The sequence below is a fragment of the Marinobacter sp. F4206 genome, from assembly GCF_019392195.1.
Taxonomy (GTDB): domain Bacteria; phylum Pseudomonadota; class Gammaproteobacteria; order Pseudomonadales; family Oleiphilaceae; genus Marinobacter.
Map to the genome: position 1 here is coordinate 375,557 of NZ_JAHXKI010000002.1, position 22,075 is coordinate 397,631.

Annotated in this window: 20 protein-coding genes; 7 read left to right on the forward strand and 13 right to left on the reverse strand. The window is 50.1% G+C overall.

Annotated elements, in window-relative coordinates; genetic code table 11:
• Window positions 1–39: 39 nt before the first annotated feature.
• The 9 genes from KZO34_RS04000 to cysQ form a co-directional block, all read right to left on the reverse strand.
• Window positions 40–918 carry a sulfotransferase family protein gene (locus KZO34_RS04000; protein WP_219473618.1) on the reverse strand — a complete coding sequence of 293 codons (879 nt, stop codon included), beginning with the start codon at window positions 916–918 and terminating at the stop codon, window positions 40–42.
• The gene (locus KZO34_RS04005) at window positions 902–2,332 is read right to left on the reverse strand and encodes a lipopolysaccharide biosynthesis protein (RefSeq protein ID WP_219473626.1); all 1,431 of its coding nucleotides are present in this window, start codon (window positions 2,330–2,332) and stop codon (window positions 902–904) included. Before KZO34_RS04005 ends, KZO34_RS04000 begins: the two co-directional genes overlap by 17 nt.
• On the reverse strand, window positions 2,332–3,501 hold the full coding sequence (locus KZO34_RS04010) for a TDP-N-acetylfucosamine:lipid II N-acetylfucosaminyltransferase family protein (RefSeq protein ID WP_219473628.1): 1,170 nt from the start codon (window positions 3,499–3,501) through the stop codon (window positions 2,332–2,334). The genes KZO34_RS04005 and KZO34_RS04010 overlap by 1 nt, the downstream gene beginning before the upstream one ends.
• A complete protein-coding gene (locus KZO34_RS04015) occupies window positions 3,498–4,514 on the reverse strand; it encodes a sulfotransferase (protein ID WP_219473629.1) in 1,017 nt (338 codons plus the stop codon). The genes KZO34_RS04010 and KZO34_RS04015 overlap by 4 nt, the downstream gene beginning before the upstream one ends.
• A 46-nt stretch (window positions 4,515–4,560) precedes the next feature.
• On the reverse strand, window positions 4,561–5,250 hold the full coding sequence (locus tag KZO34_RS04020) for a WbqC family protein (protein WP_219473630.1): 690 nt from the start codon (window positions 5,248–5,250) through the stop codon (window positions 4,561–4,563).
• The gene (locus KZO34_RS04025) at window positions 5,247–6,347 is read right to left on the reverse strand and encodes a DegT/DnrJ/EryC1/StrS family aminotransferase (protein WP_219473631.1); all 1,101 of its coding nucleotides are present in this window, start codon (window positions 6,345–6,347) and stop codon (window positions 5,247–5,249) included. Before KZO34_RS04025 ends, KZO34_RS04020 begins: the two co-directional genes overlap by 4 nt.
• Complete coding sequence (gene rfbA, locus KZO34_RS04030) at window positions 6,344–7,216, reverse strand: glucose-1-phosphate thymidylyltransferase RfbA (RefSeq protein ID WP_219473632.1); 873 nt, start codon at window positions 7,214–7,216, stop codon at window positions 6,344–6,346. The genes KZO34_RS04025 and rfbA overlap by 4 nt, the downstream gene beginning before the upstream one ends.
• Window positions 7,213–8,286: a dTDP-glucose 4,6-dehydratase gene (rfbB, locus tag KZO34_RS04035; RefSeq protein ID WP_219473633.1), complete on the reverse strand. Its 1,074-nt coding sequence runs from the start codon at window positions 8,284–8,286 to the stop codon at window positions 7,213–7,215. Before rfbB ends, rfbA begins: the two co-directional genes overlap by 4 nt.
• Before the next feature lie 160 nt (window positions 8,287–8,446).
• On the reverse strand, window positions 8,447–9,205 hold the full coding sequence (gene cysQ / locus KZO34_RS04040; RefSeq protein ID WP_219477154.1) for a 3'(2'),5'-bisphosphate nucleotidase CysQ: 759 nt from the start codon (window positions 9,203–9,205) through the stop codon (window positions 8,447–8,449).
• A gap of 90 nt (window positions 9,206–9,295) precedes the next feature.
• On the opposite strand from cysQ, the gene KZO34_RS04045 reads away from it, so the two are divergent.
• The 4 genes from KZO34_RS04045 (at window position 9,296) to KZO34_RS04060 (ending at window position 13,942) form a co-directional block, all read left to right on the forward strand.
• Complete coding sequence (locus KZO34_RS04045; RefSeq protein ID WP_219473634.1) at window positions 9,296–10,657, forward strand: MBL fold metallo-hydrolase RNA specificity domain-containing protein; 1,362 nt, start codon at window positions 9,296–9,298, stop codon at window positions 10,655–10,657.
• Between the two features lie 69 nt (window positions 10,658–10,726).
• Window positions 10,727–11,956, forward strand: a complete 1,230-nt coding sequence (locus tag KZO34_RS04050; RefSeq protein ID WP_219473636.1) for a glycosyltransferase — start codon at window positions 10,727–10,729, stop codon at window positions 11,954–11,956.
• A gap of 53 nt (window positions 11,957–12,009) precedes the next feature.
• Window positions 12,010–13,047 (forward strand): glycosyltransferase family 4 protein, encoded by a 1,038-nt coding sequence (locus KZO34_RS04055; protein WP_219473638.1) that lies wholly within the window; start codon window positions 12,010–12,012, stop codon window positions 13,045–13,047.
• A gap of 7 nt (window positions 13,048–13,054) precedes the next feature.
• A complete protein-coding gene (locus KZO34_RS04060; protein WP_219473641.1) occupies window positions 13,055–13,942 on the forward strand; it encodes a glycosyltransferase family 2 protein in 888 nt (295 codons plus the stop codon).
• Between the two features lie 46 nt (window positions 13,943–13,988).
• Here the strand turns inward: KZO34_RS04060 and KZO34_RS04065 are convergent, their stop codons facing one another.
• The 4 genes from KZO34_RS04065 to KZO34_RS18775 are packed head-to-tail and all read right to left on the reverse strand — an operon-like array spanning window position 13,989 to window position 17,836.
• Window positions 13,989–14,882 (reverse strand): glycosyltransferase family 2 protein, encoded by an 894-nt coding sequence (locus KZO34_RS04065; RefSeq protein WP_219473642.1) that lies wholly within the window; start codon window positions 14,880–14,882, stop codon window positions 13,989–13,991.
• 31 nt (window positions 14,883–14,913) lie between these two features.
• Window positions 14,914–15,618: a hypothetical protein gene (locus tag KZO34_RS04070; protein WP_219473644.1), complete on the reverse strand. Its 705-nt coding sequence runs from the start codon at window positions 15,616–15,618 to the stop codon at window positions 14,914–14,916.
• A gap of 8 nt (window positions 15,619–15,626) precedes the next feature.
• On the reverse strand, window positions 15,627–17,333 hold the full coding sequence (locus KZO34_RS04075) for a hypothetical protein (protein ID WP_219473646.1): 1,707 nt from the start codon (window positions 17,331–17,333) through the stop codon (window positions 15,627–15,629).
• Window positions 17,334–17,392: 59 nt separating this feature from the next.
• A complete protein-coding gene (locus tag KZO34_RS18775; protein ID WP_219477156.1) occupies window positions 17,393–17,836 on the reverse strand; it encodes a pilin in 444 nt (147 codons plus the stop codon).
• A gap of 340 nt (window positions 17,837–18,176) precedes the next feature.
• Here KZO34_RS18775 and pilB point away from each other — a divergent pair, with 340 nt between their 5' ends.
• From pilB to KZO34_RS04095, 3 genes are all read left to right on the forward strand, one after another.
• Entirely contained in the window at window positions 18,177–19,892 is a 1,716-nt protein-coding gene (gene pilB / locus KZO34_RS04085) for a type IV-A pilus assembly ATPase PilB (protein ID WP_219473647.1), read from the forward strand.
• A 2-nt stretch (window positions 19,893–19,894) separates the two neighbouring features.
• Window positions 19,895–21,112: a type II secretion system F family protein gene (locus KZO34_RS04090; RefSeq protein WP_219473648.1), complete on the forward strand. Its 1,218-nt coding sequence runs from the start codon at window positions 19,895–19,897 to the stop codon at window positions 21,110–21,112.
• A gap of 84 nt (window positions 21,113–21,196) precedes the next feature.
• Window positions 21,197–22,072, forward strand: coding sequence for a prepilin peptidase (locus KZO34_RS04095; protein ID WP_219473649.1), 876 nt, complete (start codon window positions 21,197–21,199; stop codon window positions 22,070–22,072).
• Window positions 22,073–22,075: the final 3 nt, after the last annotated feature.

The window sequence follows — 22,075 nt, forward strand, 5'->3', positions numbered from 1 at the left end:
CTAAACCCAGAAAGTATTCAATCCCTACAGGGAGATACTTCACTTTGTGCTTTTCGGCAATCTGGATGAATACCCTAAACGTTCCGAAAAATCCCCACATTGCTGCCGAATGCAAGCAATGTTACCTCCATAATATTCCTCATAATCCATCACCCTCTTTCCTTTAGATTGGTATTGGTTGTCGACTTTTCCTGCTACATCCGAGGCTATACCAAACCCAAGATTCTGAGCCAACCCCTCAACAATACCTTTTTTGTCAGCCAAAAAATCTTCGTAACGGATCAGGATAAAAGCTTCTGGCTGGCTGAAATATGTTTCTGCCGACAGCCTCCAACGATAGGCCAACGAGTCCACGTAAGACTCCGGCCAATGCCCCAACCAGGAAGAGTCAAGGTTAATTCTCCAAGCCGGTGACCTCTTCAATTCTGGCCATTCTTCCGGATCAAGCTCTTTTAGGTTTCCGGGCACCTTGAGTCGATTGAGAATGCTACGGATATTGTCTTTAGGCTCCCGCATAATCATTACAAAACGGGCTTTTGGGAAATACGTCCTCAAGCATTCATAATCAAATGTCAGCCCCGGCTCTTTGACAATTTTTCGTGAGAATTCTTTCCTGTATCGGTAAATAAAATCGTCGAAACCTTCTACACCGTACCTCCGGAGGATTTTTGCTCCTGGTCGGTTTATGGCTCGCGTTATGTCTAGCGTAGCGGGCAACCCCGTGGCCTCAGCCAACAACGCTGCAATCGCTGTAGTGCCAGACTTCTGAACACCCAGTATAAACACTGGCTCTGTCTGCCGAAGTTTCGCAAGCACCTTCTGTTTGTGCGCTCTGCGTATGCGTTCGAATCCTCTCATGGCAACCAGCTCTAGGTTGGCTTCGATTCTTTTTAACAGTGCTCTATGCTTTTCTAACAACTTTGAGCACCTCACCAATTAGCGGCTTATCTAACATTAAAATCACGAAAATATACAAAGTGGAGAAAACGCTACATGCAAGCGCAAGACTAACTAATGCATCAACCTCTACTTGCGCCACCACCCAAACAGAGAAAGTGAAAATCAAGGCTGAAGCTCCGTAAAACAAACCAATGTCTTTTAACTGCTCAATGAAGGAGTAGTCTATCAAACGGTCTGAGTAGTACTTGTTGGGAAAATAAAAGATCAGAGATTGAACAACCTGCCCCCAAAGCACCGCCTCTATCCCGATTTGCGCAGTGATAACCAGCACAATGGTAGTCACCACTTTCTTGAAAACCTGCAAAGTGAGCAAGATATCCGAGCGCCCCAGCACCCTGAGAATATTCAGGTTCAATGAATGTATAGGATAGAGAAGCGCCGCGAGGCTCATTATTTGCAGATAGCGGTGTGCAGAGTACCAATCTTCAGGAAACAACAACTCAAAGAGCCAGGGCGCAATCAAGATCAATCCTGCTACCATAGGCACGTAGAGAGCAATGATCACTCTGATTACTCGTCGATAAGCACTTTTCAGCTCCAATTTGTTCGACTGTTTCTTTGCCAAAGCAGGAAAAGTGACGGCCTGAATCGAATGCAAGAGCTGAGTTACGACTAATTCGCGAATTCTGTCTGCAAAGAAGTACAACCCCGCGACCGATGCGTTGAACAACTTCGCGATCACTAAGGGGTAAATATTTTTAAATAGGGTCTCCAGACTCTCTGAGAGGAACAGCTTATAACCAAAATTGTACATTCCCTTCGCAGAGGCCCAAGTACAGGCCGCCTTCGGTCGCCAACCATGCCGCCGCCACAGTATTGCTGTGTGAATAACCGCCCCCAACAGGGATTGAATCACCAGTGCCCACACGCCAAAGCTCAAATAGGCAAGCCCAACCGCAACCACTCCTGAGATAATGCTCGCGGGTAAACTCGCCTGCATCTGGGCCTTGAAATTCAACTCACGGCTCAGGGTGGCAATCTGAATCACCTGGAACGAATTTACGATGATCACCAAAGATGCAACACGAACCAAGTCCACCAAACGACTTTCTTCATAAAACGCTGCAATTGCTGGCGCCGCGGCAAAAAGAACGCCATAAGAAATCACACCGAGGGTGAGGTTGGCGAAGAAAGCGGTTGCGTAGTCCGTTTCGGTGATTTCCGGAAGTCTGATTAACGCCTGCCTGAAGCCCGAATCCATCAGCGATTGCCCCAAGGACAAGAACACCGTCATCATCGCCATGAGACCGAAATCCTCAGGCACCAGGAATCTAGCAAGCAGCAGCGTGACCATGATGCCGACGCCGCGCCGGGCGAGTTGCTCGCCGAAGCTCCAGATTACGGCGGTAGAGGTTTTTTTGCCCAATGACATTAAGGATTTTTCTCTTTTTTGACTCTAGCAACTTCGGCAATAAGGTCTTCAGTGTACGCTTCAAACGCTGATCGCCCCCGGGTTGCTCTAATAATCTCCTGTTGTTTGCTTACAAGTGCTGGCTTCAGAGGTTGATCCAACGTTTCGCAGTCTTCAGAAAGTGCATCTACGGAACTTATCTTGAGGCCCATGTTCTCAAATTCTTTATAAAGAGGGTTGGAGGCATCGAGATAAACCTTTGCGCCCAAGTACAGCATAATGAAGACGTTTCCTGCTGCTTGCTGGCGAATATGGTTCATGATTACGCTTGAGCAAGTACTGACTAACTCGATGTATTCATCAAATGCCATGAATTCGGTCACTGGCCTGAACTGATCACCCAAGAGCCTTTTTCCTTCTTTGATCACTTTTTTACGATAATCTGCATCTCCATAACTAAGAGGCACGATTACTGTTGAGCCTGCAGGAATCCCTGTTTCCGCGAGAATCCGGAAAACGTCTATTTGATTATTGGAAGGGTCGGCACTGTTACCGACGAGAATATTCTTGCCGGTGACAAATTCAGGGCCCAGCCTACCGTCTACCAAGTCTGCAATTTTCCCGTAGTTCCAGCGAACATACTCCGGAAATGGTTTCTCTCCCAAAGCCTGTTTCAGAAGTACATATTCACTTTGTAGAACTGGCGCAAACAAATCGATTTTCTGCACCAGCTTCCGCTTTCGGCTGGCATTTGGGTAGAGAGCCCTGCCGAGCATTTCGTTTATTCGCAGTGCAGGCGCTTTCCATAATTTTGACGTTTTCGGGCTTTGAACCGCGCGGGTTTCCGGCTTTAACAATTCGAGAGGGCTGGACATCAACAGGTCATAGTAGTCATACCCCAACCCGATCCAGACCACAGGCACCCTGCGGTTCAGCCGAGCCAAAACCTCTAACGAGAATGCATAGAGAGAATGGAGGATAATGGCATCATATTGATCCAGGGATTTAATGAATTTAGAGCTCCGGAAAGCGTATTTAGGAACACGTACAGGATCGATTTTCTGCAGGTAGACGATGGGCTCAGAGGTTCCCGCCAGCATAAAGGTATTCTGCCCAGGAGCTACAGATTCGAAGAATTCATAGGCCGAGTCGGGAAATTTTTCGTCTTTTATAAGGTGGAGAAGTCTCAATTTTCGACGCTCACTGCTTTGTACATCCGCTCTGCATCATCCTGAGAATACTCTTCCGAGCGCCAGCGATTAGTATTAGAAAAGCTCATCTGCCCTGAGTATTCAGGTACGGTCTCCGCACTCACGCCACCCTGCTCAACCAGCCGGCGGGCGATTTCGTTGAAGTAATGCTCCGGTCTTTGGCAGAAGTCCTCGTACTGAACTAGAAGCTTCTTGTGATTTGGCAAAGCGGCCAAGCCCGATTCTACGGAACGGTTGATGGCAGCAATCTGGGCGGCTACGGATTCCAGCGGGTCCAGGTCTTTAAGATACGGGTATTCTTTAATCTTGAATGAATACCAAGTATTAATATCGCCGTACTGGCGCTTTCGGGCTTCCAGTGCAGACTGAATGTTGTAGACTGGATCCCGGCGAATCCAGATGAACAATGGCTTGTCGAACTGTTCAGCTAACTCCGGGATGTTCTGGTTCATGATCATCGCTTTCATGGCGAACGGCTTTTCGAAAATATTTGCTAGTGCGTTCAGTTCGTTCCTAAAGCCATCCAGGTCGGCTTTTTGCCGCAACTCATCCTCTGGCATGTAATCCAGTTCATCGAATGGCAAGAATCGGCGCCAGAAATACCAAAATTCGTTAGGTGCCAACGCGCCATTGGTTTTTCCGTTTTCAGAGCTGAAGTCGATGTCGGAGTTGAAGTCCAGAATTTCGTTACGAAAATTGTAACGCGGATCCGTTAGTAGTTGCTGGATTTTTGCGCCGACCAAAGGTGCCCCAAAAAAACGGGAAAGAAGGTTGGTTGGATAGGCGACCAGTCCGGTGTTGGCGAGCCATTGTGTGAAAAGTGTGGTACCCGAGCGGAGTGGCCCCATTACGAAGATTTTGGAGAATCGCTCTGATGCGCTTTCAAGATACTTTTCATTAGCCCCAGCGAGATTAGCATTCAATTCTGCCAGTAGAGTTTCCAGATCAGAGATTCGAGAGAACTGTTCTGCTCGCATTTTTTGTTTAGCCATAACACACTCATTTGAAATAAATTAATACATGGCTCCAGTCAGGTTGCTAAGCAAGATAATAGCCTTTCAATAAGCACTCAACTTCTGTGGGCGAACAATTCATTAACACATCAATTATAGAGAGGTTTGGAACAAACTCCGCCGCCCCCTGCGAATACGCTACCGGCAACGAGTCAACAAACTTCAAATCAATCCCCTTCTCAGCAAAATCTGGCTTGGAATACAATTTTCTTCCACCCGGCGCGTTAAGGTAAGAATCAGCTCCGAACTCATGACACAAGGCAATCAGGCGATCCCGGGCGGTGCCAGATCGGTCGTATTCCAGATCGCTCGTCTTCTTAAACTGTTTTTCTATACCGAGGTAGGAAAAGACACCTTCAAAACCTTTTTGGCATACGGATGCGATTAATCGATCCTCAAATTCCAGAGTCTCGCGAATTATTGGAAATACATTCTCAAAATACGGAGCCGTCGAATAACTATGCTCTATTGTTTTCAGAACCTTAGCCACATCGCCCGAAAACTCCAAAACGGAGAACAATTTATTCTGAGAGGCGCCAGGTACCGATACCGTAAACCGTATGACTCCATTCGGTGCAAGCACATTATTCCGGTTCACAAAACCGCGCTTAATGTAAGCAACATCGTCATAAATCAGAAAAAGATCGGCAGCTTGAATCAGCTGAAAGTAGCCAATGTGGGGAAATAGGTATGGCTGCATAACCGCCAGCTTCATGCCTTAAGTTCTCCCTCAATCAAGCTGATAATCTGTTGCTGATCAAATGCGGACAGCTGAGCGAAGATTGGCAAACAAAGTATCCGACTGGCTAGGTCTTTGGATACCGGTGGATCTGCTTGCCCCCCCACACAATTCACTGAACTCAGTGACGGGTAAAAATATCGCCTCGCCAATACACCGTTTTTCTCAAGAGCTGCGGCCACTCTCATCGCCTGAGCTTCGTTTTCAAACACCACTGGGAAATAGGCGTGATTGTAATCCAGTGTTTCCGGTTTTAGCTGCAATCGTAGCTTCCGGCTCAGCCCCTGTTCGTACCGGTGCCAAACGGCTGCACGAGCCTTAAGGTTTTCTTCCATCTCATCCAGCACACACAGCCCCATAGCCGCCTGCAACTCCGTCATCTTGGCGTTAATGCCCAAGTCTTCGATGCATTCCGGCCCCGATATGCCGAAGTTAATCAATTTCTTTGCCCGCTGAAGGTCTGCCTTGCGTTTGAAGATAATGGCCCCGCCCTCGCCTGTGTGGAACAGTTTGGTAGCATGGAAGCTAAGGGTAGCCGCATCCCCATGTTTTAGCAGGCTTTCGCCCCTGTAGTTTACGCCAAAGGCGTGGGAGGAATCATAGATGACTTTCAGGCTGTGCTTGTGGGCGACAGCATTGATGGCCTCTACATCGCAAGCGTTTCCGAACACATGCACCGGCACGATGGCCCGGGTGTTCGAGGTAATGGCCGGTTCGATGTTGGCCGGGTTCAGGCACCAGGTGTCCGGGTCTATGTCCGCGAATATCGGCTGCACGCCGTCCCATTTCAGGGAACTTGCGGTGGCGATGAAGGTGAACGGCGTGGTAATGGCTTCCGGCATTTCGCCGAGGTTCGCCTCGCTCACACCGAGGGCGCGAGAGGCAATTTGCAGGGCGAGGGTGCCATTGGTAACTAGCAACAGGTTTTCAACGCCCAGGTAGTCCTCGAGTCGCTGGGTGAGCTCTTGAACGAGTTGGCCATTGTTGGTCAGCCATTGACGCTCATAGATACCATCTATATACCGTTTTAGCTTTTCCCGGTTTGGTAAATACGGTTTGGTGACCGGAATCATTTGGTGTCTTCCAGAAGGTCTTGCAAGTATGCGCCGTAGCCGTTTTTCTCTAGCTGGGTGGCTCGCGCTTTCAACTGCTTGGGCGTTAACCAGCCCTGATTGAAGGCAATCTCTTCGAGGCAGGCGATCTTGAAGCCCTGACGTTTTTCAATGGTTTCTACAAACTGGGCGGCTTCCAGCAGGCTTTCGTGTGTACCGGTGTCCAGCCAGGCGAAGCCCCGGCCAAGAAGTTCAACATGCAGGTTGCCCTGCTCTAGATAGGCGCGGTTTACCGAGGTGATTTCCAGTTCCCCCCGAGGACTGGGTTTAACCTGTTTAGCGATGTCAACCACGCTGTTGTCGTAAAAGTAGAGGCCGGTTACTGCGTATTGGGATTTGGGGTACTCGGGCTTTTCCTCAATGGAGATAGCGCGTTTGGCCGCGTCGAACTCCACCACGCCAAAACGCTCGGGGTCTTTAACCTGGTAACCGAATACTGTGGCACCCTCGGCCCGCTGGGCGGCCTGTTTCAACTTGGGCGTGAAGCCCTGGCCGTAAAAGATGTTGTCACCCAGCACCAGGCACACACTATCCTCACCGATAAATTCTTCGCCGATTACAAGGGCCTGCGCAAGACCCTCCGGGCGCGGCTGTACTTCGTAGCTAAGGTTGATACCGAATTGTTCTCCGTTGCCGAGCGCCCGCTTGAAGCCGGCCAGATCTTCCGGGGTAGTTATAATGAGTATTTCCCGGATGCCCGCTAGCATAAGCACGGAGAGCGGGTAATAGATCATGGGCTTGTCGTAAACGGGCAGAAGTTGCTTCGATGTCCCCAGAGTTATTGGATACAAGCGGGTACCGGAACCTCCAGCCAGGATAATGCCCTTCATTGATTAACTCCCTGCCGCGTTCGCTGGTAACTTCCATCCTGTATTCGTTGGCACCAGTCAAGGTTTTCGAGGTACCACTTCACCGTTTTTCGCATACCAGTTTCAAAGCTTTCTTCCGGAATCCAGCCCAGTTCTCGCTGGATTTTGCCCGCATCTATGGCATAGCGCCTGTCATGTCCAGGGCGGTCTTCTACATTGGTGATCAAGTCGTGATAGCTGTTTTTATGCGGGCGCAGTTCCTGAAGGATATCGCAGATGGTATGCACCACTTCGTTATTCTGCTTTTCGTTGTGGCCGCCAATGTTGTAGGTTTCGCCGGGCATGCCTTCAGTGACCACTTTATATAAGGCGCGCGCATGATCTTCTACATACAGCCAATCACGGATTTGGTCGCCCTTTCCGTATACGGGAAGCGGCTTGCCTTCCAGCGCATTGAGGATCATTAGCGGGATTAGTTTTTCCGGGAAGTGGTATGGGCCGTAGTTGTTGCTACAGTTGGTGACCAGCACCGGAAGGTCGTAGGTGCGTTGCCAGGCTCGAACAAGGTGGTCTGCACTGGCCTTGCTGGCGGAATATGGACTGCTGGGGGCGTAGGCGGTTTGTTCGGTGAAAAGGTAACTCTTTGCATCTGGGGTTTGGCCGGGGTGTGGGAGGTCGCCGTAAACCTCGTCTGTACTTACGTGGTGAAAGCGGAAGTTTGCTTTACGCTCAACATCTAGACCCTGCCAATAATGCCGGACAGCTTCCAACAGCGTGTAGGTGCCAAAGATATTAGTTTCTATAAAGTCGGCCGGGGCATCTATTGAGCGATCCACGTGGCTCTCAGCAGCGAGGTGCATGATGGCATCTGGCTGGTGCTGGGCGAGAACGCGATTTACTTCGGTACGGTTGCAGACGTCCACGTGCTCGAATGCGTATCGCTCGCTATCGCTCACTTCAGCCAGACTTTCCAGATTGCCTGCGTAAGTTAACTTATCGAGATTGACCACTTCATCGCTCGCATTATTGATGATGTGGCGGATGACCGCGGAGCCTATAAAGCCGGCGCCGCCGGTGACTAATAGTTTCATACTGGGCGTCTTTTCAACCAAAACCTATAGATCAGCAAAGGGCATCCATCTGCGCCTCGGTTTGTACGTTGGCTACAGGTGGTTTCTTGATTGTTCGAATGCATTAGGCCGCGATCGGTTTGCGCCTGATCGTGTAAGAGCGGGAACCCAATCATCAATATTACCCACCCTCTGCGACGAAATGGGGGTTTAGCAGGTTCTCCTTGCCATAACGAAGCAACTTGCCATCCAGTGTGTGGACCTTTCCTCCCGCCGCGCTAAGTACCGCGTGCGCCGCTGCAGTGTCCCACTCGCTGGTGGGCCCAAGGCGCGGATAAATGTCGGCACGGCCCTCGGCAATACGGCAAAACTTCAGCGAACTACCGGCCTGAATAAGCTCATGTTCACCTAGTTGCTCAATGAACGCTTTTGTTTCGGCGTTCAAATGGTTTTTGCTCGCCACAACGCGCCTCGTAGACCGACTCTCCGCAACGCGAAGCTCATGTACACGTCCCGACCGGTCACGACGATGCGCGCCCTGCCCTTTCACGCCCCAAAACGCCTCTTTGAGCGCCGGCACAATCACCACACCAAGCACCGGTTCGCCATCCTCTATCAGTCCGATATTCACGGTGAACTCGCCCGTCCGCTGAGTAAATTCCTTGGTGCCGTCGACAGGGTCGACCAACCAGAAACGAGACCAGTGTCTGCGCTCATCCCAAGGGATGTCTGCGCCCTCTTCTGAGAGAATCGGGATGTCTCGGCTGATATTCCGGAGTCCCTTAACAATCACCTCATGGCTTGCGACGTCGGCAGCGGTAAGCGGCGATTCGTCCTCCTTGTAACTGACCTTGAAGTCGGATTCGTAGATGTGAAGAACACGTTCGCTGGCCTCATCTGCCACTTTAATTACATCCGCCAGGATGGAGCTGTAATACATGCTTTTGGCTTCCTGCTTCAGATCAAAACCGTATGAGCTATTCTGAGCCATAGTAACACTCCCTTAATCCAGAATCAGAAGGATGCCATCATGAAACTCCGCTTTCTTGGCGCCACAGGTACCGTTACCGGTTCCCGCTACCTGCTCTCTGATGGAAAGCATCGTTTGCTCGTCGATTGCGGCATGTATCAAGGGGTAAAAACCTTGCGCCGCAGGAACTGGGCGCCGTTTCCGGTGGAGCCGTCGTCGGTAAACGCGGTAGTTTTGACCCACGCTCATATTGATCATTCCGGCTACCTGCCCGCACTGGTCAAGAACGGTTTCAAGGGCAAAATATACTGCACCAAGGCGACCCACGACCTGTGCAAGGTTCTACTTCCCGATGCTGGCTTTCTCCAAGAGGAGGATGCCAAGTACGCGCACCGGAAAAAGTTCTCGAAACACGAGAAACCTGAACCTCTGTTTACCGAAAAAGATGCCTGGGAGGCACTGAAGCACTTTGAATCGCTGCATTACCACGAACCTTTTGAACCGGTTAAAGGCATGGAAGTGACGTTTACGCCAGCCGGGCACATCCTTGGTTCTTCGTGTGTACATGTCCACCACAGGGAAACGGATCGCAACGTGGTGTTTAGCGGCGACGTTGGACGCCAGAACGATGTCATCATGCGACCGCCGGAACCGATCAGGAAAGCCGATGTACTGGTGTGTGAATCCACCTACGGCGACCGGAAGCATGCTGAGACTGACCCCGAAAGAGAGCTGGCCGAGATCATTACCCGAACTGCAGGCCGAGGCGGAATTGTACTCATACCCGCTTTTGCGGTTGGCCGGGCACAAATGCTTCTTTACGTTATCCACAAGATCATGGGTGAAAGCCGCATTCCCAAGCTACCGGTCTTCCTCAACAGCCCGATGGCAATTAAAGCCACGGAAATCTTCTGTAAGCACAACAAAGAGCACAAGCTCAGTACGGCACAGTGCGAAATGATTGACGAAAACACCAAGTTTGTTCGCAAGGTGGAGGAGTCCATTGAACTGGACGCGGTGCGTTACCCCTGTGTGATTATTTCAGCCAGTGGAATGGCTAGTGGCGGTCGGGTGTTACACCACCTGAAAACGTTGTTGCCCAACGAACGTAACAGCATTGTATTTGCGGGCTTTCAGGCGCCGGGTACACGAGGTGATGCGCTGGTTAATGGAGCTGAGTCCGTGAAGATTCACGGGGAGTATTGGCCGGTTAGGGCGGAGGTTCACAATCTGGACAGCCTGTCCGCCCATGGCGACTATGAAGAGATCATCGATTGGCTTGCCCAGGGCTCATTACATCCGGATAAAATCTACGTAACCCATGGAGAGGTCGTGGCAAGTGACGTGATGCGGAAACGGATTTACGAAAAATTCGGATGGGAAACCGAGGTACCCGAGCTTTTTGAGGAGGTTGAGATCTAGATTTCTGGTTCAACTCGACACGCTCACCTGGGCTCCTTATCCTTCGTTGTTCCCAATAAGGAAATCTGAGTGTCCTCAAGCATGCCAGCCAGAGAATCCGAATCAAAACCAAGCTTGCTTGTTCTTGCTTCAACGTATCCAAGGTGGCCGGACGATTATGAACCAAACTTTGTGCACCGGCTTTGCGTCGAGCTTTCCGAATATTATGAGGTCACTGTCGTTACCTCTAGATCCCCGGGCTCAGAAAAAGACGAATGGCTGGGCCCCGTTTTCGTAAAACGCTTCTCCTATGCCCCAGCAAAATTTCAAACCCTTGTTTATGGCGGGGGCATACTTACGAATCTGAAACGTAATCCATTGAAGTGGCTGTTAGTTCCCCTTTTTCTATTCTCAATGTGTATTGCTACCCGCAGTGCAATTCGAAAAGCCCGCCCAGTCGCAATTCATTGCCACTGGATTATTCCCCAGGGGCTTGCGCTTTGGCTGCTTTCTCGAATCAGTCCGATCCCACCTGTCCTCGTCACCTCCCACGGAGGAGATTTATTTGCACTTCAAGGGCGTATTGGAACCTGGCTGAAGCGAAAGGTGTTAGAGATGGCAGATGCGATTAGCGTGGCGAGCAGTCCCATGAAACCAATAGCCATTGGACTGGGTGCAAAGGAGGAATCCACATATGTAGCACCAATGGGCTTTGGCTTTACGTCGGATTCCAGTTTGCGGTCAAAAAAAAGGGTGCCGGGACGAATTCTTTTTGTTGGACGACTGGTTGAGAAGAAAGGGCTAAAATACCTGATCGAAGCGCTCCCACGAATTCTTCTGCGTCACAGCAACTGCGAACTAATCATTGTGGGCGATGGTCCCGAACGGATCAATCTGGAAGACCAGACACGTCGACTGGGACTGTCAAATTCAGTCCGTTTTGTTGGCGCACTGCCCCAGGACAAACTTCCCGAGTACTACCAATCTGCCAATTTGTTCTGTGCACCCTTCATAGAGGCCGACAATGGAGATGTCGAAGGCCTGGGGCTTGTCACGGTTGAAGCAATGAGTTTTCGCTGCCCAATCTTGATCGGTAATGTCGCAGCCGCTCAAGATGTAGTGCCACCCCAGTTCAGGAATCTCTGCCTAGTTAATCCGAAGGATACCGCTGAATTTTCTGAGCAAATTGTTCGAAGACTGTCCCGGTCAGAAGCCACAGCTGATGAAATCGATGCCCTTAAAGAGTATGCTATTCAACAATTTTCGTGGAGCAAGGTCAAAACCAGATACCACGGAATCTTAGAAACGCTTGGCGCCTGAAGTTACCTTTTCCCGAACCCGATATTCTTGCCGCCTTGATCTACGGACACCCCATGATTACACCCGCCGTATGGTTTCCCACAGTTCAAACCGGCACTGGCACTGATGTATTTACGCGAACTCTCGTGGACAATCTGAATGCCCGGGGGATAAGAGCCGAAATAACCTGGTTACCCCATCGTGCTGAATACTGCCCTTGGAGTGTAAGGCAACCCCAAGCCCCCGATTGGTCAAACATCGTTCATGCGAATACTTGGCTAAACTCGCGTCTACTACCCAAAGGCATGCCTTTGGTCGTTACTGTTCATCACACGGTTCATCGCCCTGCACTTCGGAAGCAAAAGGGCATTCTGCGAGCCTTGTACCATCAATTCTGGATTGCTCCGAATGAGAGACGCATGCTCCGCCTTGCTAATCAAGCTACGGCAGTCAGCGAATTCGCCGCCGATGCAACCCGGAAAGACCTGGTCGATCGTCCCATCCGGGTCATTTATAACGGCATTAATACCGATCGATTCTATCCAGAACCTAGGGACAAAGGCAGCGACCCCTTCCGCTTACTCTATGCTGGCAGCTGGATCTCCAGAAAAGGCATTGATCTTCTTCAACCAATAATGCAGAAACTGGGTCCAGGATTTGAGCTTCTCTATACGGGCCCGCAAGAAGGAAGAGTACATGGAAATACTCGCGACATTGGTCAGCTGGTCAACGAAGAACAGGTAGTTCAAGCTATGCAGAGTGCAGATGCCCTTCTCTTTCCATCACGCAGCGAAGGGTTTGGTTTAGTTGTCGTGGAGGCGCTGTCGAGCGGGTTGCCCGTTGTCACTTCCGAAATAGCGCCAATTACTGAAATCATCCGCAACGGAGTTGATGGCTTTCTTTGTCCCGTGAACGATACCGACGAATTCGCCAAGGCCATAAAAAGGTTAAAAGAAGACTCCGAGCGCTACAGACAGATCAGCAAATCGGGAAGGCAGAGAGCCTTGGATCGCTTCTCTCTGGAAACGATGATGAAGCAATACGTGGAACTCTATTCAAACATGCTCGCACCAGACCAGAACAAAGAAGCTGGCCTATCTCCATTGGCCTGAGACAGATATGGACGAAGCCGCGAACCCAACAATTTCGGTCATCATTCCCGTCTTCAATGACCCCGAAGGCATAAAAGCCTGCCTTGATGGCCTCAAAAACCAAACCTGGCCGATGCAAAACCTTGAGGTCATCGTTGTCGATAACGATTCTCGGCCTGCTTTGAACCTATATCAGGAATATCCGTTCAACCTGCGAGTTCTTACCTGCCCCACCCCCGGCTCTTATGCTGCGAGAAATAAAGGTGCTCAGAACGCTCGCTGCGATATTTTAGCGTTTACCGATGCTGACTGTATTCCCGCCCCGAAATGGCTTCAAAAGGGAGCCCGAGCGCTAGGCAGCGATTCTGCGAACAGTTTGGTTGGCGGCGAAGTTAATCTACTGACACCCGAACCAGTAACCGCGACTGCCCGTTATCAGTTACTTACAGGCTTTCAGCAAGCTGAAAATATTCTAAATAAGGGGTTTTCTGCAACCGCCAACCTGTTTTGTTTTCGCGATCATTACTCAACGGTTGGACCATTTGAAGAAAAGCTACTTTCTGGCGGCGATAGGGAGTGGTGCTGGCGAGCAAATCAGTGTGGTTATGAATTAAAATACGCAGGCGATGCGATTGTTCACACAGCTCCGCGAACCACGTTGTCCTCCGCAATCCGGCAGGCCAGAAGAGTCGCCGCAGGGCGATTACATTTGAAGAACAACAAACTGTCATTCTCAAACGAGTCTCAAGTAGAGCCTCACCGAAACGCGATGGAAAGCGTTTTGTGGATCTTAAGAAGTTCTGGCCTGAGCATCAAACAGCGAATCCAGATACTTAGTATTGCAAGCATTATAAAACTTGCAACACTGATAGAGCTGGTCAAGCTGAGACTAGGTTCGAACCCAGAGCGACGTTGATTTAAGTGCTAACTCTATTTCGAGCCTGCGCACTCACAGCAAACGATCACTCACGATCGTCTCGGCCCAGATTTCCGCCGTCTCGCTGGTCAGAATCCTTGTACATGAGCGCTGTAATCTGCTCTGAAACCAACCCTACCAGGAACACCAAAAGCGACGTCGTAAACATTAGAGCGCTCATATTAGTGAAGCGGCCCATACTGAAGAAGGTGTAGCCGTAATATCCTATGCCAAGAAATAGAACCGCTAAGGCTGCCGGCATAAAAAGTTTGAGCGGAGAGTAGAGTGTACCGATCTTGAAAATGATAAGCAGGAATCTGATACCGTCCTTCACTGGGTGGATATGACTTTTCCCTACCCTCTTCCCTACGTCGATGGGCTCATATCCAACAGAATATCCGGCCCGGAAGAAAGCCATCGTCGATGTTGTTGGGTATGAAAAACCGTTCGGCAGCAGATTGAGAAATTGCAGGAACAAGCTTCGCTTGGCAACTCTGAATCCGGATGTTAGGTCCTTAACCTTTTGCCCACTCATATAGCTGGCGAGCCAGTTATAAAACCTGTTGGCCATTCCTCTTCCGAAATTAGCCTGACCGTTTTTGGTCCGCGCTCCCACGACCATGTCGTAACCGTCGTTCAGCCGAGACAACAGGCGAGGAATCTCACTTGGTTTATGTTGCCCATCGGCATCCATAAAAACGAGGACATCGCCCGTCGCATGCCGTGCTCCAGTTTTTACAGCAGCGCCGTTGCCTTTGGAATATGGATGAGAAATGACCCGCGCACCCTTCGCTTCTGCAATTTCGCCGGTCCCGTCTGTAGAGCCATCATCAACCACAATAATCTCATCCACCCACCGACCGGCCCGAATCTGAACTACCAGTTCTCCGATGCTTTGAGCCTCATTTTTTGCCGGTATGACTACCGTTACCTTCTGCATGTTCAGGATTTCACCGTAAGCTTGAATTGGATTACTGCCATGGGTTGTTCGGGAACACCTTCAGAATTTCGATTGCATCCAGATCAAAAACAGCCGTAGCAGACTGGTCGAAGCTGTATATCAGTGGCACTTTCACAGGACCACAACTCCGACCTTCAAAAGGTCGTTTCTCATCCGCCGATTGGGCATTAGAACACAGCCTTTCGATGATTTTTTCTCGTTGGTATTCAATCCGCTCATAACGATTGGGACGATATTCGATATCGGGCTCACCTCCCATCACGCTCAGCAGGTTCGACAAATCGGTCTCACTGAATTTCCGTGCAGCGACTAATGGAGGCTTTTCGCCCGAAAGGATCATTTCAGCTACGCCCACCGGAATATGCTCGCTAGGGATATGATGCGCCTGAACGACAACAAATCGATCAACAGAGAATACTGCCAGTATAGGCCGATGAGAATATGCATAGTGTAAAGCAAAGAACACTACACAGAATTTGAGCAGGTAGATCACACTGAGATCGTTCAGATAGGCTACGCGATCCGCTTTGTAGACAAACCGTCCGAGTATGGGCCCCAACACGATCAACAGTGCCACGAATACATAGAATTTGGGCGCAACCTCGAAAAGACTGTAGTAATAGTCCGGGTACCAACTCATCAAGAGAGTCAGCACCAGGATGCCTAACGTCGCAGTTTCGAGGAAACCTATCAGGATTATGAAGTTCCTTTCCACGAAGAAATTCACTTCAGAAAACGCTTATAACGCACTAACAACCGCTTACCATGCTTACCGGAGAATCCGTCGTTCTCCTGGCAAGCGCTGATAATTTCCTTTAGCTTGGCATCAGCGATCGTGCAATCGCCCTGCTCCAGGCATTGGAAAAGGCTGTTAAGGTAATTGAAGTTGTTGTAAGAGAACGGTGCGTTGGCCAGCCGAAAGAGCAACTCGTTGAAATGGCCGCTTTCCATTTCATAGCCCTCAAGACCCTCCATCATGAGCAGACCGAACAGTCCATCTGTATAACTTTCTCTTAGTTCGGCGCTTTTTCCGAAGTACAGGGCTGCAGAGTCGAGAGCCTCTTTTTTCTGAGGTGAAGCCTCAAGAGAGCTTGCATAAATTGCATACTGCTTGCCCATACCATAGTTTGCCCTGGGCGACTGGGGATGGTTGGAAACTTCACTTACCACATGAAAAACAGGCTCTCCCCAGATTGCTGCTCTAGTCATTGTTGTTATGCCGAAGAAAGCGATGAGACAAACTGCAGCAAACGCCCTAACACGAACTGTCTTTTCGGTACCAGTGACCAGACCATAGGCCACAGCAAAGAGGACTGAAAAGCTTGCGAGGTAGTTACGATGTTCATGCACGAGTTCAAGTGCAAAAACACTAGATTCGAGCAAATGGGCAACCAGAAAAAACAGTACTCCAAAGACGACGACGGGAAATTTCCTGGAGTAAATCAGCGCCCCCACCAACGATGCAGCCAGAGTGACTACCGATAGGATCGTTGTCCAGGGCGAAAAAATCGATTTCGATACAACAAAATCGTCATGAAACAGCCCCAGCGAACTGTTGATCGGCAAAAATATTTGGCCGATGTAATACATGATCACTCTGGCCTCAGTGAACAAACGCTCGCTGAAGGTGAAATCTCGCCTCCCATAACCGTTCAGGATCCAATCGGGAAACAGAAGGAAGTAAGCAACCACCAGTATTCCGGGAATCAGAACAAAACCAACAAAAGAATACACCAGCGGACGGCTAACCCTCTGCTCACCGGCTGCCCGGAATCTCAGAAACAGGAACTCCAAGAGCAGCAGATACGCTGGAAAAAGTACGGCATTCTCCTTACTCGCGAGAGCAAGCGGCCAGCAAACAACAAAACTGATAACGAAAAGTACGGACCGTGCAACTACCCTCTCCCGTCCAACCAACTGCCTTGCCCTCACGTATGCAAGCAGACCAAGCAACGTGAAAAGTGCGCTGAGACCGGCCATTCGCTGAACCGGATAGAGCACTGTCGTAAGGTTGATCGGATGCAGAAGCCAAAGCAACATGACAAGGAAGGCGAAAAGCCTCCGGCGCGGAATAGGAATTCCGCGAAGGCATTCAGAAAGAGAAAGGGCAATGGCATAGACCGTCACGCCACACAGCACGTGAATGAAAAGATTAACCAGTTTGAAATAGAAAGGGTCGAATCCAAAGAATACGTAATTGAGCGCAAAACTCAGCATAGCGAGCGGCCGCCCCAGTGGACCCGCTGTTCCCGAAAATGCAGCGTCCCAGAGCCCCCTGAAACCAAGAGAATCTAGCATGAGGGCCTGATTACTGAGAATATTCCATTCGTCGTCAAAGTAGAAACCGCCAGAAAGCCCGAGAAGGTAGGCTGCAGCGGTTAAAAGGGCGGCGCACAGAAAATGGAAATAGGTGTTGTTTTGTATCCACATAATAAAAAAAGCGCCCGAAGGCGCTTTCTCCTGTCCTCTAAGATCAGACTTAGTCTAACTTAGCGGCAGTTGGAAGGGAGGTATTTAGCGTCGATGGAATCAGCAGCACACACCCACTGAACACCAGTGGAAGCGCCAGTACCAGTCAGAGTAAAAGTATCGCCGGCAGATGTATCGCCACCGAGAGCCTTGATCGCCATTGCAATCTCACCTTCGGTCTGGCTGTTACGAGTGTATGTCATAGACTGAACAACATCTGTCGTTGCGTAGCTCGCTGCAGTATCCAGACCAGCAGTCGCTTGGTCGGCAGGCATGGAGCCTTCAGAGATATAGTACTCAGAAATCGCAGTCTTGGCCTGAGAGGCGATGGACATCGCTTCAGTGACTTTCGCACGGATGGTGTAATCCTGGTAAGCCGGGATCGCAACCGCAGCCAGAATACCGATGATCGCTACAACGATCATAAGTTCGATCAAAGTAAAACCCTGTTGTGCTTTTTTCATGCTTGCCTCCAATTTTTCTCGGTTTTGCCCCTCGCCAGAGCGGCTTGCCAGACAATTTGCACTCATCATGCCAAAAATAGAAATATATTTTTTTCTCTTTTTTTTCATAACCTTAAGAACAAACCCACAAATAAACAGAGTGATTCGCACACCCGAACCACTAACCCGAATTGTCATCAAGTGACGCATTTCGTCACATCAACCCGAGTACGGAGCAACTCTCTACAGCCTTGTACGGTACACATTAATAAACTTTCAAAAGCTATTCGCTCCATCTAAACTCTGACCTATTAATTTTGAAACCATGTTTCAGCCACTTAGCAGATTTCCTTGTTTTCTTATGGCAACTAACAAAAGCAGCATCACTCTCACCGGACTGGCCAGACGCTTTGTTGAGGACGGCATTCTCGACGAACAAGTGGCCAAAGACGCGTTCCTTCAGGCTTCGCAAAACCGCATCCCACTCATTACATACCTGAGTCAGAATGAGCTGGCAGACAGTGCCAAACTGGCCTTTTCCGCAGCGATGGAGTTCGGGACGTCCGTACTCGATCTGGACGCATTTGCATCTGAAATGCTCCCTGAGCAGTTAGTCGATGAAAAGCTGCTTCGAAAGCACAATGTCTTGCCACTCTATAAGCGCGGCAACCGGCTGTTTATTGGCGTATCGGATCCAACCAACATCCAGGCTCTTGATGAGATCAAATTCAACACTGGACTCAGCACCGATGCCATTCTGGTGGACGATGCCAAGCTCAGGGTAGCTATCGAAAAGTATCTTGAATCTCACGATACTTCGATGGGAGATCTCGAAGATGCTGACTTAGAGGGCGTAGAAACAGAGGGTGGCGACCAAGATGATGACAACTCAGTATCCGCTCATGAAGTAGACGACGCGCCGATTGTAAAATACGTCAACAAAATGCTTCTGGACGCCATTCGTGGGGGCGCTTCAGATGTGCATTTTGAACCCTATGAAAAGGTCTATCGGGTGCGATACCGGACAGACGGCATCCTCAAGGAAGTCTCTCGACCCTCTATCAAACTAGCACCCAAGATCTCTGCTCGCGTGAAGATCATGTCACAGCTGGACATTTCTGAACGGCGCATCCCCCAGGATGGCCGGATCAAAATGAAGCTGTCGAAAACAAAGGCAATCGATTTCCGCGTTAACACGCTCCCAACGCTTTGGGGGGAAAAGATCGTTCTGCGAATCTTGGACCCCAGCCAGGCCAAGCTAGGCATTGACGTCCTCGGCTACGAAGACGATCAAAAACAAATGTATATGGAAGCCTTGGAACAACCTCAAGGCATGATTCTAGTTACGGGGCCTACGGGGTCAGGAAAAACGGTGTCCCTGTATACGGGCCTTAACATACTCAACACCGCTGAGCGCAATATTTCGACAGCCGAGGACCCTGCCGAAATCAACCTGGAAGGCATAAACCAGGTTAATGTGAATAATAAAGTCGGCCTGGGCTTTGCGGAAGCACTCAGGGCATTTCTTCGTCAGGACCCTGATGTCATCATGGTCGGGGAAATCCGGGATCTTGAAACGGCCAACATTGCCATTAAAGCCGCACAGACCGGACACCTCGTTCTATCGACTCTGCATACCAACAGCGCGGCCGAAACTCTCACCCGAATGATGAACATGGGGGTGCCCGCCTTTAATATCGCCACATCAGTCAGTCTGATCATCGCACAACGACTTGGCCGACGACTCTGCAACAGCTGCAAACAGCCCGCAGACATCCCCAAGGACGTGCTTTTGGCTGAAGGGTTCACACAAGAACAAATTGATACAGGCTTCACGTTGTACCGCCCCAAGGGCTGTGATAAATGCAATGGAGGATATAAAGGCCGCGTCGGGATTTACGAGGTGGTAAACATCACTGATGAGTTGGCAAACATGATTATGGAAGAAGCCAGTTCCATCAAAATTGCAAAACAGGCTCAGGCGGAAGGTTTCCGGAACCTACGGCAGTCGGCGCTCCTTAAAGTGATTCAGGGAGTGACAAGCCTTGAAGAAGCCAACCGCGTGACGAAGGATTAAGCATGGCAGAGAAAGCGCAAAAGCTGGAATCGTACGTTTGGGAAGGTAAGGATCGAAAAGGAAACAAATCAAAGGGCGAACTTACCGGGCCAAGCCTTGCCCTTGTGAAGGCGCAACTGCGCAAACAGGGGATTATTCCAGACAAAGTAAAGAAAAAACCCAAGCCTTTGTTTGGGGGTAGCAAAAAGATAACGCCCTTTGATATTGCGATGTTGACCCGCCAGCTCGCTACCATGATGAAGGCAGGCGTGCCGCTGGTGCAAAGCTTCGATATCGTTTCCGATGGTCTGGAGAACAAGGGGCTTCAGGAGCTTGTAATTCTTATAAGAAACGACATTTCATCCGGTACAAGTTTCGCAGGCTCACTCAGAAAGCACCCAAAATACTTTGACGACCTGTACTGCAACTTGGTGGATTCGGGTGAAAAGGCCGGCGCACTCGAACAGATGCTCGACCGGATTGCCACTTATCTTGAAAAAACTGAGATACTGAAAAAGAAGGTCAAAAAGGCGATGACTTATCCGATCGCCGTCGTGGTAGTTGCGATCATCGTAACCGCAATCCTTCTTGTTAAGGTAGTGCCACAGTTCGAAAACCTTTTCCAGGATTTTGGAGCGGACCTACCCGTTTTCACCCAGTTTGTTATCCGTATATCCGAATGGATGCAAGAATGGTGGTTTATCGTTTTACTTGGAATAGTGGGTGCAATTTTCCTCTTTAAAGAATCGCGCCAAAGGTCGCCAAAATTCTCCGATCTTGTTGATAAATACATGCTTAAAATCCCCATTATGGGCGAAATTCTGGATAAGTCTGCTGTTGCAAAATTTGGCAGGGTTCTCTCAACCACGTTTGCATCCGGTGTCCCCCTTGTCGATGCATTGGATTCAGTGGCCGGCGCAACGGGAAATGCCGTGTACCGCGATGCCATCATGAACATAAAAACTGATGTTTCTAGCGGCACCCAGCTGCAAGCTTCAATGCGACAACAAGATCTTTTCCCGGTGATGGCAGTGCAGCTGACGGCCATTGGTGAGGAATCGGGCAATCTGGACGAAATGCTTGAAAAGGTTGCGGATCATTATGAAGGTGTCGTTGATGACATGGTTGATAACCTGACAGCTTTAATGGAGCCGATGATCATGGCTGTCCTTGGCGTTCTTGTTGGGGGCCTCATTATTGCCATGTACTTGCCAATCTTCCAGATGGGCCAGGTGGTCTAAGACACACCAACTTTTGCAAACTCCAAGTCAGGTCAGATCACCAGAATCTGGCCTGGCTTTGCTTTATTAGATTCAGGATACTCCATGCCATCACTCGAAACCTATCTAGCCACGCCCTGGCTACTCTATCTCTCTGTCATTCTGGTTTCCCTCTGCATCGGCAGCTTCCTGAACGTCGTCATCCTGCGCCTCCCCAAAATGATGCATCAGGACTGGCGCTGTCAGTGCGAAGAGTTTCTTGAAGTACCAGAGAAACAGAGAAAATCTGAAGAACAGATTACCCTTTCCAAGCCCGCATCCACCTGCCCATCTTGTGGCCACAGCATCCGCGCCTGGGAAAACATTCCGGTCATCAGCTACCTGGTATTAGGCGGCAAGTGTGCCTCTTGCAAAACCGGGATATCGCCTCGCTATCCGATCATTGAAGCGGTAACCGCCCTGCTCTCCGCTGGCACCATTGCTTTTCTCGGCCCTTCAGAGGCAGCACTCTGGGCCTTGCTGCTGGTTTGGTCGCTGATCGCACTAACCGTTATTGATTTCGACACCCAGCTCCTGCCGGACAACATCACCTTGCCCCTGATGTGGCTCGGCCTCGTGCTCAATTACTTCGGCGTGCTGACCGATTTCAACAGCGCATTCTGGGGCGCAGTGGCAGGCTATTTGTCATTGTGGTCGGTTTACTGGTTGTTCAAGCTGGTTACCGGCAAAGAAGGCATGGGCCATGGCGACTTCAAACTGTTGGCGGCGCTCGGGGCCTGGCTTGGCTGGCAGCTGCTACCCGCTGTCATTCTTCTCTCGTCCGTAGTCGGCGCCGTGGTCGGTATCAGCCTGATGGTCTTCAAGAAGCATGGCCGGGAGGTTCCTATTCCGTTCGGGCCCTATCTGGCGGCTGCCGGCTTGCTTTGCCTGTGGTTCGGCACTGAAATCCAGCGTTTCTGGTTCGGCTTCCTGGGTGTGTGATCG

Coding starts and splice junctions, on each gene's coding strand:
- rfbB (WP_219473633.1), bottom strand. CDS start 8,286: ATGAAACTATTAGTCACCGGCGGCGCCGGCTTTATAGGCTCCGCGGTC.
- pilB (WP_219473647.1), top strand. CDS start 18,177: ATGGCAACTAACAAAAGCAGCATCACTCTCACCGGACTGGCCAGACGC.
- KZO34_RS04095 (WP_219473649.1), top strand. CDS start 21,197: ATGCCATCACTCGAAACCTATCTAGCCACGCCCTGGCTACTCTATCTC.
- KZO34_RS04005 (WP_219473626.1), bottom strand. CDS start 2,332: ATGTCATTGGGCAAAAAAACCTCTACCGCCGTAATCTGGAGCTTCGGC.
- KZO34_RS04055 (WP_219473638.1), top strand. CDS start 12,010: ATGATTACACCCGCCGTATGGTTTCCCACAGTTCAAACCGGCACTGGC.
- rfbA (WP_219473632.1), bottom strand. CDS start 7,216: ATGAAGGGCATTATCCTGGCTGGAGGTTCCGGTACCCGCTTGTATCCA.
- KZO34_RS04075 (WP_219473646.1), bottom strand. CDS start 17,333: ATGTGGATACAAAACAACACCTATTTCCATTTTCTGTGCGCCGCCCTT.
- KZO34_RS04025 (WP_219473631.1), bottom strand. CDS start 6,347: ATGATTCCGGTCACCAAACCGTATTTACCAAACCGGGAAAAGCTAAAA.
- KZO34_RS18775 (WP_219477156.1), bottom strand. CDS start 17,836: ATGAAAAAAGCACAACAGGGTTTTACTTTGATCGAACTTATGATCGTT.
- KZO34_RS04090 (WP_219473648.1), top strand. CDS start 19,895: ATGGCAGAGAAAGCGCAAAAGCTGGAATCGTACGTTTGGGAAGGTAAG.
- cysQ (WP_219477154.1), bottom strand. CDS start 9,205: ATGTATTACAGCTCCATCCTGGCGGATGTAATTAAAGTGGCAGATGAG.
- KZO34_RS04065 (WP_219473642.1), bottom strand. CDS start 14,882: ATGCAGAAGGTAACGGTAGTCATACCGGCAAAAAATGAGGCTCAAAGC.
- KZO34_RS04020 (WP_219473630.1), bottom strand. CDS start 5,250: ATGAAGCTGGCGGTTATGCAGCCATACCTATTTCCCCACATTGGCTAC.
- KZO34_RS04060 (WP_219473641.1), top strand. CDS start 13,055: ATGGACGAAGCCGCGAACCCAACAATTTCGGTCATCATTCCCGTCTTC.
- KZO34_RS04045 (WP_219473634.1), top strand. CDS start 9,296: ATGAAACTCCGCTTTCTTGGCGCCACAGGTACCGTTACCGGTTCCCGC.
- KZO34_RS04015 (WP_219473629.1), bottom strand. CDS start 4,514: ATGGCTAAACAAAAAATGCGAGCAGAACAGTTCTCTCGAATCTCTGAT.